Raw genomic sequence first — 14803 nt, forward strand, 5'->3', positions numbered from 1 at the left:
AGTGAATGAAATTGATCTACTAAAAAGTCCTAAGACTCAGAATTCTTATTTTTGTCTAATAAACGCAAGCGTTGACGTATTTTATCTAGACCACGCAAGATTGCAGCGTTTTTCTCCCAAGCGCTATGCAGCATCGAGGGGTAAACCCCCGTGAAATGCTGTCCTGGCTCAGTAATTGAACGAATAATGGAGGTATTACCAGAGACTGTTGTCCTATCAGCAATGGTGAGATGACCAGCAAAATTTGCAGCTCCCCCAATGATGCAAAAATTACCTATTTTTGTACTTCCGGAGATAGCAGCACAACCAGCAATAACACAACAACTACCCACAACTACGTTATGCGCAATCTGCACTTGGTTATCAATCTTAGTACCCGAACCAATCACGGTATCACTCATCGCGCCACGATCAATCGTAGTAGAGGCACCAATCTCAACATCATCGCCAATAACTACCTTACCTGTTTGTGGAATTTTGACCCACTCTCCACCAGCCGCAGAGAAGTCGGGCGCAAATCCAAAACCATCAGCACCAATCACGGCACCGCTATGAATAATACAACGCTCCCCAATTTGAGTGCCGTGATAAATCGAAACAGAAGGATAAATCAGAGTATCGCTATTGATGACACTATTTCTAGCAACCGTTGTATTGCCCAAGATAGAAACGCGTTCTCCCAGTTTTACGCCAGCCTCAATTTGGACAAAAGGTCCAATATGGCATGAGCTTGGAATATGGGCTGTCGGATCTATCGCCGCACTCGGGTGAGCCCCTGGAACATAAGTCGGCGAACTTTGTTTTGCAAAAAGTTGCGCCATCCTTGCAAAGGTAGCATAAGGATTCTTAGAAACAAAGTACGCACGCTGTGCAGTATTTTCACCAGGATTTGCATTTAGAAAATCCAAATCCGCTTTATTAACAATGAGAGCACCAGCTCTGCTATTAGAGGCCTGTTGACGATACAGTGGGTTTGACAGAAACGATATTTGATTTTTTTGGGCGAGCTCTAGTGGAGCGAGGCCAATGAATTCGCTTGAGGCCTCCCCCACCAAGCTTGCTTGAAACTGATCGGCCAGCTCAATGGCGGTAGGCATAAAACTTACTTCTGGCTATTTAAAGCCTTGATGACATCATCGGTGATATCTGCTTTTGGACTAACGAAAGCCGCTTCCTGAACGATGACATCTAATTTTCTTTGCTCGGCGATTTGACGCAGAACTGCGTTTGCTTTTTCAGCAATTTTTGCACGCTCTTCAAATGTACGCTGATTGAGATCTTCGGTAAATTCACGTTGTTTACGTTGCAACTCGCGATCCTGATCGGCCAATTCACGTTGGCGACGAACTCGTTCAGCCTCAGCCATTACCGCACCATCGCGGTCCAACTTCTCTGCAGCAGTCTGAATTTTTTGTGCGCTATCACGCAAATCATTCTGACGCTTAGTGAATTCATTCTGTAAACGAGTTTGCATCGCTTTTGCGAGATTAGACTCGTTAAAAACTTTTTCAGAATTAACCACAGCAACACGAGTTCCCGCATCTTGTGCATTTGCTTGGGAGACTCCAAATGCAATAGCTGTAACTGCCAAAGCAACTGAAATCCAATTTAAAGATTGATAAAACTTCATAAAACTTTCCTTAAGCAATTAAAACGCCGTACCCACCTGGAACTGCAAACGCTGGATATTATCCGTTGGTTGGGATTTAATCGGAATACCGTAACTAAACTTCAAAGGTCCTAATGGTGATATCCATGATAAACCCAATCCATAAGAGTATCTTAAGACTAAATTGATATTTTGCCCAAAGGCATTACCACCATCTACAAAGGTAAATACTCGCAAGGTCTTATCAACGCCAGAACCTGGGACGGGAACCGTATATTCCACATTACTTACAATCTTGGACTGTCCACCAGTAGGCTGATAAATGCCGTAGGTTGAGTTGTAGTACTGGGGGCCCAAAGAACCAGGAGCATATCCCCGCACAGAGCCAATACCACCAACATAATAGTTTTTAGTAATTGGAAAGGGGTTGCTACCATATGCATCGCCATAACCCACCTCGCCATTGAATGAGAGGATGTTGCCCTTAGAGAAAGAATGATATTTTTGGTACTGCCCAAACAGTCGATAGAAGGTCATATTCCCTACTGGAGTACCCACTTCACCAGATAGCTGTTGCAAAGAGCCATCGGAAGGAATTAAAGCGCTATCGCGTCCATCACGAGCCCAACCCACAGTCAAAGGGACGTTATACGTAGTCAAGGTTGCAGGGTAGCCAGGGGCTGCAATACCATAACTCTGTGCATAATTTAAATAGGGTATGGGAGTGTTAGCCGTTGTCTGTATCTGAAAGGCCTCAATACCACTTCCAAAAAATACTCGATCAACCTCGGTATATGGGACTCCAAATTTAATATTTGAGCCTACTGATTTAATTTGGTAATCAGGATCACCTGCATAGTACAAAGGCTTAGATGAACGATAGTACAAATCGGAGTAGCGACTAATGCCATCCTCTGTAAAGTAGGGGTCATAATTTGACAAGGTCAAGCTTTGATTAATCTTACCAACAGAGGCATTCAAGCCAACCGAAGTTCCAGTACCAAAAGCATTGTCCTGATTGATACCAGCAGACAAAATCAGTTTTTCAGTAGAAGAAAAACCAGCGCCAATCGTCACTGCACCTGTTGGTTTTTCTGTAACCTTCACATTGACATCCACCTGATCAGGTGATCCAGGCACATCTTGTGTAGTTATGTCAGTCTCAGTGAAGTACCCCAGCCTACCCAAGCGCTTTTTAGATAAATCAATTTTGTCACTATCAAACCAAGAACTTTCAAATTGACGCATCTCCCGGCGAACCACCATATCGCGAGTTTTTGCATTACCTGAAATTTCTACTTTACGAACATAGATACGACGCCCTGGATCTATCACCAAAGTAAGATCAACTTCAGATAATTCTCGGCGAATATCTGGCTGAGGATTAATGGTTGCAAAAGCATAGCCATAGGTACCCAACACCTCTGCAATAGCCTTGGTACTCTCCGTTAAACGAGCGGATGAGAATGTATCCCCCGGCTTTAATACGATCAACTGCTTAAACTCAGCCTCTTTACCCAATAACTCACCCGCCAGACGCACGTCTTTTACTGTAAATTTCTTACCCTCACGAATGCTGACGGTTAAGTAAATTCCTTTTTTATCGGGCGTAATCGAAACCTGAGTAGACTCAATCACAAACTCAAGGTAACCACGATTTAAATAATATGAGCGTATGGTTTCCAAATCAGCGGTAAGCTTTTGCTTGGAGTAGAGGTTATCTTTACTGTACCAAGAGAGCCATCCACCCGTCTTGAGTTGCATTTCACCTTTTAGAGTATTTTCGCTGAAAGCCTCAGTACCAATAAAATTAATCTCTTGGATTTTGGCAACAGGGCCTTCGTCAATATTGAAATAAACAGCAACCTGATTGCGCTCAACCGGAGTAACAGTGGCAACTACTTCGGCCGCAAACATGCCTTTGCCCACATATTGTCGCTTTAATTCTTGCTCAGCTTTATCAATTAAAGCTTTATCATAAAAACGCGCTTCAGCAACACCTACGGTCTTTAAAGATTTGCGAACAATTTCTTGATCAAACTCTTTCATTCCCGTAAATTCAATTCGAGAAATCGTTGGGCGCTCCTCAACAATCACAATCAGCACATCGCCCTGAGCCTGAATTTGTACATCTCTAAAAAATCCAGTGCTATATAGGGCTTTAATTGCTTCCGCGCCCTTTTCTTCAGTAAATGTTTCACCAACCTGAACAGATAAATAACTAAATACTGTGCCAGGTTCCACGCGCTGCAATCCTTCAACCCGAATATCTTTCACAACGAAAGAATCTGCCGCAGAAACATTAAAGCTAAGCCCAATAGTCACAATCAATAGCAATCTAGCTAAAAAACGACCAAAAAGAGAATAAAGTAGTGTTAGAAAATTCAAGGCGACAAATAGCGTTGTAAATCGTTAAACAAAGCCAGTAAGGATAACGAAATCAGCAACAGAAAGCCCACTTTTTGGAACTGTTCCTGCATCGAAATCGAAATCCGTTTTCCAGCGACCAACTCCCATGCATCATACAGGAGCTGACCCCCGTCAAGCATGGGAAAAGGGAGTAAGTTGAGGAGCCCAATGCTGATGCTAATTAATGCTAAAAATGCCAAAAAGGGTTGCCAGCCAATCTGGGCAGACCTACCAGCCATGTCAGCAATACTTAAGGGGCCTCCCAACTGCTTTATGGAGGTTTGACCGGTAAACATTCCCGCCATAAGCCTGAGAGATACCTTGCTGATTAACCAAACTCGCTGGCTTGCAAATCCCCAGGCTTGAAGGGGGTTCAATTTGAGCTCATCCCATTGAGCCAAAGGAGTGGCCTGAGGCAGTAAGCCCAGACTTTTCATGGGATCACCTTCCGGGGTGATCTTTGGCAAATCATCAGCCTTAAAAGCTTTGATAAAGCGGCTGCCACTTGAATCCTGGAGCTCCAGCGCGAACCCAGACCCTCCGGTTAGAGCATCCATGAGATTCCAGCGCAAAGCGTTCCAACTTGGAACGGAGTCAAATTCCCCAGAAATGGGCGCAGCACCCGAATCGAGAGTCTGCCATCCAGTTACCCTATCTCCCGCAGCAACACCGAATTTTGCAGCAACTGAATTTTCTGGGGGGCTTTGTAAGACTGCTGGGAGTTGTGGCACACCAGAAATATAGATGATAGAAAATAGCGTGACCGCTAAGAAGAAATTTGCAAATGGTCCTGCCGCCACAATCATAGAGCGCTGCCAAAGAGGCTTTTGATCAAAAGCCTGCATCTCATCCTCCACCGCAATATCTTGAGAACGATCTCGACCATCTAATAATTTGACGTAGCCACCTAGAGGTATTGAAGCAAGTACCCATTCAGTTTTGTTTTTTGCGTGACAAGTAAAGAGTGGTTTTCCGAAACCGACTGCAAAGCGCAGGACTTTTACGCCGCATGCACGAGCTGCTAAAAAATGGCCAAACTCATGAAAGCTCACCAATACACCAAGAGTCAGCAAAAATGCACCAAGGGTAATTAATGCTTGCAAAGAAAATCCTTAATCACCTTAATTACTTTTGTAGAACTTGAATAAACTCACGCGCCACTTTTCTGGCTTGTGCATCCGTACTCAAAATATCCTCCAATGAATCTGCATTAGTCAGAGCAATGGCGTTCAAGGTCTTCTCCACTACTGCGGGGATTTGGAGATAAGGCAAGCCCGCGTCTAAAAACACAGCGACAGCAACTTCATTGGCAGCATTCAGTACTGTAGGCGCTGTACCACCTGCTTTGGCTGCAGCAAAAGCCAAAGCAAGACACGGGAAGCGAGCAAGCTCTGGCTCTGAAAAATGGAGACTAGCCAGTTGAGTTAAGTTTAAGGGCGCTACTCCAGCCTCAATACGCTCTGGCCAGGCTAAACCATAAGCAATGGGGGTGCGCATATCCGGTTGACCTAACTGTGCCAATACTGAGCCATCACGATAGCGCACCATTGAATGCACTACGCTTTGAGGATGAATCAAGACCTTAATTTTTTCAAGCGGCAAACCAAATAACCAGAAGGCCTCAATGACTTCAAGCCCCTTATTCATCATGGTTGCAGAATCCACAGATATCTTTCTACCCATGACCCAATTTGGATGGGCGCAAGCCTGATCTGGAGTAATGCTCGCTAATTGATCTAATGGCGTATTTCTAAAAGGCCCACCTGATGCAGTGAGCCATAATTCTTCCACGCCATGATTGGAATGTGGAGCCTTAGTAAATTCATTTGGCAAGCATTGAAAAATAGCATTGTGCTCGCTATCAATTGGAAGTAATTCCCCACCTCCATCTTTCATGGCTTGCATAAACAAATTGCCAGACATCACCAGGGCTTCTTTATTTGCAAGCAGAACACGTTTTCCAGCTTTGGCTGCTGCAAGGGTTGGCACTAAGCCTGCTGCGCCGACAATGGCTGCCATCACTGTGTCACATCCAGAATCTGTTACCGCTGTTACTAAGGCTTGAGGACCATACAACACTTGAGTCTTAATATTGTTCTCAAGCAATAATTTTTCTAAGCGCACAGCATCGCTGGCTTCTGAGACAACAGCAATAGCAGGCTTAAATTCAATACACTGCTCTGCCAAGCGATCAACTTGCTTACCCGCAGTAAGTGCTGCCACCTGAAAGCGATCAGGATGCGCCCGAATCACATCCAACGTATTCACACCAATAGAGCCAGTAGAGCCCAGAACGGTAATAAGTCTCTTCATTACACCAGCCCCGCAAGTAAAGCTGCAATTGGCATAGTAGGTATCAATGCATCAACACGATCCAATACCCCACCATGCCCTGGCAACAAATGACTGCTATCTTTCACGCCAGCCAAACGCTTTAATTGGGACTCAAAGAGGTCACCAAAAATACTGAAGGCTGTTAATACTGTCACCATCAGAAACATGGCGACCCAACCAAAGCGTATCGCCCATGCACCAAATAAAGTAGCTTCGAAGGGTAAGTAAAACACGCACAAAAATGCGTATGTGTAACAGAGAGCCAGACCGCCTATTGCACCCTCAACTGATTTCCCCGGGCTAATTTGGATGGCTAATTTGTGTTTTCCAAACGCCTTACCAACAAAGTAGGCGCCAATATCGGCTACCCACACCAAAGCAATCGTGGTTAACAAAAATACGAGCCCTAACTCTCGCAAGAAAACCAAAGCGAACCAAGTTGCTGGCAGCAAAATGAGTCCGAGTACTCCGTAAAAAGGACGCAACTTTTGCAAAGAGAGATTCATGCCTTTAGCAAGCATCAATGGGGCGATAAAAAACCAAAAGAAGACTGCTAAGAGCAATAGAGCAAATTGCCAATCGACGTTTTTCATCCCTAGCAAAAATAAAATAATCATTAAGCAAAATAGAGCGTAAAGCCAGGCTGCCCGCCCTGCTTCAGGCGCAAGCAAACGACTCCACTCCCAAGCAGCAGCAAGTAGAGTCGCCAAAAAGAATGCGCCAACATACACGGATGGCAGTAAAAATAAGATTGGCAATAGAACTGCAAGTAAAACAAGGGCAGTAATCACGCGGGTTTTTAACATGTGGAGTAGTTTAGATAATTAAACTGCATCACTCATCACTTGCGATGCAAGCTGAGCGCTGGTTCGCCCGAAACGACGTTCGCGCTGACTAAACCAATCAAACGCCTTATGGAGCTCAGCTTCATCAAAGTCTGGCCATAAAACATCTGTGAAATATAACTCTGTATAAGCTAACTGCCATAATAAAAAGTTGCTGATGCGTTGTTCACCACCAGTGCGGATAAATAAATCTGGCTCTGGGGCATAAGCCATCGAAAAATGGGGTTGCAATAAATCCTCACTGACATCTTCCGGCTTCAAATTTGGATTGGCAGCCAAGCAACGACTCATCGCCTGCAAGATATCCCAGCGTCCGCCATAGTTTGCAGCGACAGTAATTGTCAGCGCCTTACATCCAGCAGTCTTTTCTGCTGAGAAATGAACCATTTCCTGAATTGCCTTATCAAAGCGACTGAGATCGCCAATCACACGCAAACAAATATCATTTTCTGCAAGACGAGAAACTTCCGCCTTGAGCGATTTTAGAAAGAGCTTCATTAAGAAACCCACCTCTTCTGGTGGGCGACGCCAGTTCTCAGAACTAAAAGCAAATATCGTCAAATACTCAACGCCGGTACGACGGCACTCTTGAACGATTTTCCGAACCGCAGCTAAGCCTTCAGTATGGCCTGTCACTCGAGGCATCATACGTTTACTCGCCCAACGCCCATTACCATCCATGATGATCGCAACATGGCGAGGAATAGCGCTTACCTCTGGAATGGCTTGAGTAGAACTGAGGTGTTGGGTCATAAAAGAATCAAACTCAATCCGGCCTTAAACCGTCATGATCTCTTTTTCTTTTTCAGTAATGATCTTGTCGATATCTACGACTGCTTTATCGGTCATCTTCTGAATCTCGTCAGTGGCACGACGCTCTTCATCTTCAGAAATCTCTTTATCTTTGGTTAAGCGCTTGAGATGTTCATTGGCATCGCGACGTAAGTTACGCACTGCAATCTTAGTGTCTTCACCCTCGCTTTTGACGACTTTAGTGAGCTCGCGACGACGCTCTTCAGTCAATGCAGGCATTGGCACGCGAATCACAGTACCTTGTGAGGCAGGATTCAAACCCAAATCCGAATCTCGAATCGCCTTCTCCACGGCAGCAACCATGGTCTTTTCAAATGGCTGAACATTAATCGTGCGAGCATCTGCTAGGCCCAAACTCGCCACTTGACTTAGTGGTGTTGGATTACCGTAATACTCCACTTGAATATGTTCCAGTATTCCTGGATTGGCACGCCCAGAACGAATCTTCGCCAAATTCGTTTTCAAAGCCTCAAGAGACTTTTCCATCTTTTGATTGGTATTGGTTTTAATTTCTGCTGCAGACATCAGGCCTCCTATTAAACGTGCACCAAAGTACCTTCAGATTCACCCTGCACTACACGCATCAATGCGCCTGGCTTGAGAATCGAAAATACTTTGATTGGTAATTTGCGGTCACGACACAATGCAAATGCAGTAGCGTCCATAACTTGTAAGTTCTTAATTAACGCCTCATCAAAGGTGATAGTCTTATAAAAAGTCGCAGTAGGATCCTTGACTGGATCGGCGCTATAGATGCCATCCACCTTAGTAGCTTTCAGCATCACTTCCACACCCATTTCAGCGCCACGCAAGGCGGCGGCAGTATCGGTTGTAAAGAACGGGTTACCTGTACCGGCTGCAAAGATCACTACTTTGCCTTCGCTCATCGCGCGAATGGCACGTGGGCGTATGTAAGGCTCAACCACTTGGTCCATTCTCAGGGCGGATTGCACGCGCGCTTCAACCCCTTTTTGACGCAAAGCATCTTGTAATGCGAGAGAGTTCATCATGGTCGCCAACATGCCCATATAATCAGCAGTTGCACGATCCATACCAGCAGCGCCACCAGCAACGCCGCGGAAAATATTCCCACCACCAATGACGATGGCGAGCTCAACACCACTATTGACCACTTGGGCGATTTCAGAAACCATGGAATCAATAGTGATCGGATTGATGCCAAAAGCATCTTCCCCCATCAGGGCTTCACCAGATAATTTGAGGAGGACGCGTTTGTAGCCTGGCATGTTTTTATTTTCCGTAATTTGCCAAGTACTTTGCATACTTAGCTTATTGATCTTTAAGTACTTTTTAATATCTCCGCCAAATTATAAAGGGCTTGGGAAAGATCAAACAAAAGGGCACAGAAACCTGAGTTTCTATGCCCTTTTGGGTATTACTGACCTACTGGGGCAAGCCCAGAGCTGGCTAATTACGCAGTAGCTTTAGAGGCGGCAGCTACCTGAGCAGCCACTTCAGCCGCAAAGTCGTCTTGACGCTTCTCAATGCCTTCACCCACAACAAACATCGTAAAACCTTTGACGTTTGTGTTGGCAGCTTTGAGCATTTGCTCAACGGTTTGCTTATCGTTCTTTACAAAAGTCTGATTCAGTAAAGAAACTTCTTTGAGGTACTTCTGAATGGAACCTTCCACCATCTTCTCAACGATTTCAGGTGGTTTACCAGATTCAGCAGCCTTTTGAACCGCGACGCTACGCTCAATCGCAATCGACTCAGCAGGAACGTCAGCCGTAGACAAAGCAACTGGCTTCATGGCAGCAACGTGCATCGCAACATCTTTAGCAGCAGTGTCGTCGCCTTCAAACTCAACCACAACACCAATGCGGGTGCCATGGAGGTAAGAAACTAACTTATTGCTACCAGTAAAACGCTTGAAGCGACGTGGCATGATGTTCTCGCCAATTTTGCCAATCAATGCGCTGCGCACTGTATCCACCGTAGATCCGTTTAAAGGCAGTGCGAGCAATGCAGCAACATCAGCTGGGTTCTTTTCAGCAACCAACTTGACGCAGTCATTTGCAAATGCCAAGAAGTCATCATTCTTAGAAACGAAGTCAGTTTCGCAATTCACCTCTAACAAAGCACCGTTAGTACCATTGATAGAAACGGCTACGATACCTTCAGCAGTAACGCGTGAAGCCGCTTTACCAGCTTTGCTACCCAGCTTTACGCGCAGAATTTCTTCTGCACGAGCCATATCACCATCAGCCTCTGTCAAAGCTTTTTTGCACTCCATCATCGGAGCATCAGTCTTGGCGCGCAATTCGCCAACCATTGCAGCGGTAATAGCGGCCATTATTCAGCTTTCCCTTCTTCAACAAACTCTTCTTCACCTTCTTTAACGGCTGTCAAGATTTCTTGAACAGAGTTCGCTTTGCCTTCGAGGATTGCGTCAGCAATGCCACGCGCATAGAGGGTTACAGCTTTGCTTGAGTCATCGTTACCAGGGATGATGTAATCAACACCTTCTGGTGAGTGATTAGTATCCACCACAGCAATCACTGGAATACCGAGCTTGTTCGCTTCAGTAATCGCAATCTTGTGATAACCAACGTCCACTACGAAAATCGCATCAGGAACGCCGTTCAAATCTTTAATACCACCTAGAGCTTTTTGTAGTTTGTCGAGATCACGGTCATTCGTCAAAGCTTCTTTCTTGGAAAGCTTTTCCCAGTCGCCAGCTTCTTTAGCAACTTCCATGTCCTTCAAACGCTTGAGGGAACCTTTAACTGTTTTGAAGTTGGTTAGTGTGCCACCCAACCAACGGCTATCGATATAAGGCATACCAGCACGAGCAGCTTCTTCAGCAATGATCTCGCGTGATTGACGCTTAGTACCAACAAACAAAATCGTGCCACGATTAGCAGCAACTTGTTTTGCAAATTTCAGGGCGTCCTGAAACATTGGCAATGTTTTTTCCAAGTTGATGATGTGGATCTTATTGCGATGACCGAAAATAAATGGGGCCATCTTTGGGGACCAGAAGCGTGTTTGGTGACCAAAATGGCAACCGGCTTCCAGCATTTGACGCATTGTTACTGACATAACATCTCCTAGGGGTTAGTTCTAAAGTTGAGTCCTAGCTGCGCTAAAAAACGCCACCCTGGAGGGCTCAACTCGCGATTTCAAGTCCAAAATAGACTTGAGTCCAAAATTATAGCTTAAATATCAAGGCTCTAGCTAGTCTTAGCCAAGTCTGTCCCAAGACCCAGTGCGATAAAACTGGCTCTGAATACCCTAAAAACTGGGTTACCGCCTATTTTTTAGGCAGTATTGGTAAGCTAAGACTGTCCAAGTCGTTGATAATCAAGGAATGAATAGTGTATTTACCGCAGAAAAAGACATCCTTGGGATGCGTGAGGCTGGTCGCTTAGCGAGTGAAGTTTTGGATTATGTAGCTCCCCATATTAAGGCTGGCGTTACCACTGGCGAACTTGATCGCATTTGCCACGAGTACATGCGGGACGTGCAAAAAACTATTCCTGCGCCACTGAACTACCAACCCCCAGGTTACCCACCATTTCCGGCGTCCATTTGCACCTCGGTCAATGATGTGATTTGCCACGGCATTCCTGGGGACAAAGTTCTCAAAATTGGTGATGTGGTTAACTTAGATATCACCGTTATTACTCCCGATGGTTATTACGGCGACACCAGTCGAATGTTTATGGTTGGTGAAGTTTCTCTGCTGGCCAAGCGTCTGACGCAAATTACTTTTGAATGCATGTGGCTGGGCATTGCTCAAGTGAAACCAGGTGCATCACTCGGTGACATTGGTCACGTGATTCAAACACATGCTGAAAAAGCAGGTTATTCCGTTGTGCGTGAGTACTGCGGGCACGGTATCGGCAAAGTGTTTCATCAAGACCCGCAAATCCTTCACTATGGTCGCCCAGGCACTGGTGAGAAATTAGAAGCTGGCATGACTTTTACCATTGAGCCGATGATCAACGCAGGTCGTCGTGAAATTAGAACCATGCCAGATCAGTGGACTGTTAAAACCAAAGATCGTAGCTTGTCTGCGCAGTGGGAACATACTCTTTTGGTGACGCAAACTGGCGTTGAGGTATTAACCTGGTCAGAGGGCAGCAATCCTCCGCCGGACTGCGTTAAAGGTCTTGCATTCAGGCCTTTAACAGCTAGCGCGTAATCACATGACTCAGTTGCAGACAGTCAATAAGATTACTGATGCGGCAGGTCTGCGTGTCGCTCGTGAAGTTGCTTATACAGAGTTTAAAAGAACACAGGCTGCCGGCAAGCTTACTAAACAACTAAGCAAACTGACTGATCAACTACTCGCTCACTTGTGGAATGACTATGACTTGAACAGCGAAGCAACCCTGGTAGCTGTTGGCGGATACGGAAGAGGCGCCCTCTTCCCTTATTCTGATATTGACATTCTGATATTGCTTCCACCCAACACAACTATGGTTGATGCTGTATCAAAAAAAGTAGAGCAATTTGTTGCAAGGTGCTGGGATACTGGCCTTGAAATTGCCTCCTCAGTAAGAACCGTTGCAGAGTGCATTTCAGAGTCAGAGCAGGACATCACGGTTCGCACTTCACTTCTTGAAGCGCGCTTAATCTGCGGGAAAAAACAACTCTTCAAAGAATTTGCCGCCGCTTATGAATCTGCAATGGATTCAAAGAGCTTCTTTCAAGCTAAACAAGCAGAGCAAATACAACGTCACTACAAATATCAAAATACACCTTACTCGCTTGAGCCTAACTGTAAAGAGAGTCCCGGTGGCTTACGTGATCTGCAGGTCATCTCTTGGGTCAGTAAGGCGGCATTATTGGGTAACACCTTTAAAGACTTAAATGAAGCCGGCTTAGTCACCCAGCGCGAGCTAACAGAACTGAATCGCAATCAACGCTTTCTGGACACCCTGAGGGCCAATTTGCATCTGCTCGCAGGACGTCGCCAAGATGTGATTGCTTTTGACTTACAGGCGCCACTGGCGAAATCGATGGGCATTGAAACCGATTCTTCACGCCAAGCCAGTGAAGCGATTATGCGTCGCTACTACTGGGCTGCTAAAGCGGTCACGCAATTAAACGATGTTCTTTTACAAAACATTGAAGCACTCCTCTTTCCGCAAGAATCTAAAACCACTCGCCCTATTCCAGGCGAAGGTAATGAGTATTTCATTGAGCGGCAAGGTGTACTCGATATCACTGATCCACAATTATTTCAGAATCATCCTGAACAAATTTTGCGAACCTTCCTGGTATTTTCGCAAACAGCTAACGTCAAAAGCCTTTCAGCAACTATTTTTCGAGCACTGTATAACGCCCGCCAAAAAATGGATGCTAAGTGGCGAGCCAACCCTATTAATCGAGCCCTCTTTATCGAGATTCTGAAGCAACCCGAAGGTGTAAGTCGAGCATTCCACTTAATGAACCGTAGTAGCGTTCTCGGTCGATACCTGCCTGCCTTCAGAAAAATTGTTGGGCAGATGCAGCATGATTTGTTTCATGTCTACACCGTTGATCAGCACATCTTGATGGTGTTGCGTAATGTGCGCCGCTTCATGGTTGTTGAACATACCCATGAGTTTCCATTTTGTAGTAGCTTAATTGCCCATTTTGAAAAGCCCTGGTTACTAGTGATTGCCGCACTTTTCCACGACATTGCCAAAGGACGTGGCGGGGATCATTCGCAACTTGGCAAAGCCGATATGCGCAAGTTTGCAAAAGACCATGGTCTTGATAAAAAAGATACTGAGCTCTTGATCTGGTTAATTGCAGAACATCTCAATATGAGCCAGGTAGCTCAAAAGCAAGACATCACAGATCCAGATATAGTACGGGCTTTTGCCAAGAAGATGGGTGATGAACGTCATCTCACCGCTTTGTACCTCTTAACCGTAGCTGATGTCCGTGGCACCAGCCCTAAAGTCTGGAATGCCTGGAAAGGCAAACTGCTTGAAGATCTCTATCGCGCCACTCTTAGAGTCTTAGGTGGAGCCAAGCCAGATGCCTCTTCAGAATTGGCGCAACACCAAGAAGAGTCTAAAGCTAAATTACGCCTGTATGGCATCAATGACGAAGCTTATGAAGAACTATGGAAACAATTAGATGTTGCCTTCTTCCTTCGCCAGGACTCATCTGATATAGCCTGGTTAACGCGTCATCTCTATAACAAGGTGAATAACGACCAGCCCATTGTGCGCGCAAGGTTGTCGCCCATTGGCGAAGGTTTGCAGGTCGCGGTGTATATCAAAGATCAAGAAGATCTATTTGCCAGAATCTGCGCGTACTTTGAAAAGCATGGTTTCTCTATCTGGGATGCACGCATTCATACCACTCGCCATGGTTACGCTTTAGATACCTTCCAAATTTCTGGTAGCACTCTGGTAGATGAAGGCAGTAGCTACCGCGACATCATTCAACTGGTAGAGTTTGAACTAACTGCTGCATTAAGCAATGCAGATCCCTTACCCACTCCAAGCATGGGTCGCCTCTCTAGACAATCTCGCACCTTCCCCATTAAGCCCCGGGTTTATATGGCTCCAGATGATCGCGGGCGCTATTACACACTTGCACTCTCTGCAAGCGATCGGACTGGACTGCTCTACACCATCTCTAGAGTGCTAGCTAAACATCAAGTATCGATTCATACCGCGCGGATCAATACTCTTGGCGAACGAGTAGAAGACGTATTACTGCTGGATGCCGCCAACTTGGGCAAAAATCCAAAGCTACAGATTCAATTAGAGACCGAGTTACTTGAAGCTTTAGGGGCTTAGATTAACTACCTAAGTAGCTA

The 14803-nt window shown here is 45.5% G+C and carries 13 protein-coding genes; 2 read left to right on the forward strand and 11 right to left on the reverse strand.

Annotation, left to right across the window (positions count from 1 at the left end; translation table 11 throughout):
• Positions 1-29 precede the first annotated feature (29 nt).
• The 11 genes from lpxD to rpsB form a co-directional block, all read right to left on the reverse strand.
• Entirely contained in the window at positions 30-1097 is a 1068-nt protein-coding gene (gene lpxD / locus ICN35_RS03335; protein ID WP_216124291.1) for a UDP-3-O-(3-hydroxymyristoyl)glucosamine N-acyltransferase, read from the reverse strand.
• 5 nt (positions 1098-1102) lie between these two features.
• On the reverse strand, positions 1103-1630 hold the full coding sequence (locus tag ICN35_RS03340) for an OmpH family outer membrane protein (RefSeq protein ID WP_216124293.1): 528 nt from the start codon (positions 1628-1630) through the stop codon (positions 1103-1105).
• An 18-nt stretch (positions 1631-1648) separates the two neighbouring features.
• Positions 1649-3940: an outer membrane protein assembly factor BamA gene (gene bamA / locus ICN35_RS03345; protein ID WP_255535702.1), complete on the reverse strand. Its 2292-nt coding sequence runs from the start codon at positions 3938-3940 to the stop codon at positions 1649-1651.
• A 53-nt stretch (positions 3941-3993) separates the two neighbouring features.
• Positions 3994-5121, reverse strand: coding sequence for an RIP metalloprotease (locus ICN35_RS03350; RefSeq protein WP_216124297.1), 1128 nt, complete (start codon positions 5119-5121; stop codon positions 3994-3996).
• A gap of 22 nt (positions 5122-5143) precedes the next feature.
• Positions 5144-6331 carry a 1-deoxy-D-xylulose-5-phosphate reductoisomerase gene (ispC, locus tag ICN35_RS03355; RefSeq protein ID WP_216124299.1) on the reverse strand — a complete coding sequence of 396 codons (1188 nt, stop codon included), beginning with the start codon at positions 6329-6331 and terminating at the stop codon, positions 5144-5146.
• On the reverse strand, positions 6331-7158 hold the full coding sequence (locus tag ICN35_RS03360) for a phosphatidate cytidylyltransferase (protein WP_216124301.1): 828 nt from the start codon (positions 7156-7158) through the stop codon (positions 6331-6333). The genes ispC and ICN35_RS03360 overlap by 1 nt, the downstream gene beginning before the upstream one ends.
• 18 nt (positions 7159-7176) lie before the next feature.
• Complete coding sequence (uppS, locus tag ICN35_RS03365) at positions 7177-7950, reverse strand: polyprenyl diphosphate synthase (RefSeq protein ID WP_215296529.1); 774 nt, start codon at positions 7948-7950, stop codon at positions 7177-7179.
• 24 nt (positions 7951-7974) lie between these two features.
• Complete coding sequence (gene frr, locus ICN35_RS03370) at positions 7975-8535, reverse strand: ribosome recycling factor (protein WP_215296528.1); 561 nt, start codon at positions 8533-8535, stop codon at positions 7975-7977.
• Between the two features lie 11 nt (positions 8536-8546).
• Positions 8547-9257: a UMP kinase gene (gene pyrH, locus ICN35_RS03375; RefSeq protein ID WP_216124517.1), complete on the reverse strand. Its 711-nt coding sequence runs from the start codon at positions 9255-9257 to the stop codon at positions 8547-8549.
• Between the two features lie 185 nt (positions 9258-9442).
• Positions 9443-10327 (reverse strand): translation elongation factor Ts, encoded by an 885-nt coding sequence (gene tsf / locus ICN35_RS03380; RefSeq protein ID WP_215296526.1) that lies wholly within the window; start codon positions 10325-10327, stop codon positions 9443-9445.
• Positions 10327-11076, reverse strand: coding sequence for a 30S ribosomal protein S2 (gene rpsB / locus ICN35_RS03385; protein ID WP_071467757.1), 750 nt, complete (start codon positions 11074-11076; stop codon positions 10327-10329). The genes tsf and rpsB overlap by 1 nt, the downstream gene beginning before the upstream one ends.
• A gap of 268 nt (positions 11077-11344) precedes the next feature.
• On the opposite strand from rpsB, the gene map reads away from it, so the two are divergent.
• Together map and ICN35_RS03395 are read left to right on the forward strand one after the other, a co-directional pair.
• Positions 11345-12181: a type I methionyl aminopeptidase gene (map, locus tag ICN35_RS03390; protein ID WP_216124303.1), complete on the forward strand. Its 837-nt coding sequence runs from the start codon at positions 11345-11347 to the stop codon at positions 12179-12181.
• A 4-nt stretch (positions 12182-12185) separates the two neighbouring features.
• Positions 12186-14783: a [protein-PII] uridylyltransferase gene (locus tag ICN35_RS03395; protein ID WP_216124305.1), complete on the forward strand. Its 2598-nt coding sequence runs from the start codon at positions 12186-12188 to the stop codon at positions 14781-14783.
• Positions 14784-14803: the final 20 nt, after the last annotated feature.

Source organism: Polynucleobacter sp. es-GGE-1 (assembly GCF_018882005.1).
In the GTDB taxonomy this organism is placed as follows: domain Bacteria; phylum Pseudomonadota; class Gammaproteobacteria; order Burkholderiales; family Burkholderiaceae; genus Polynucleobacter.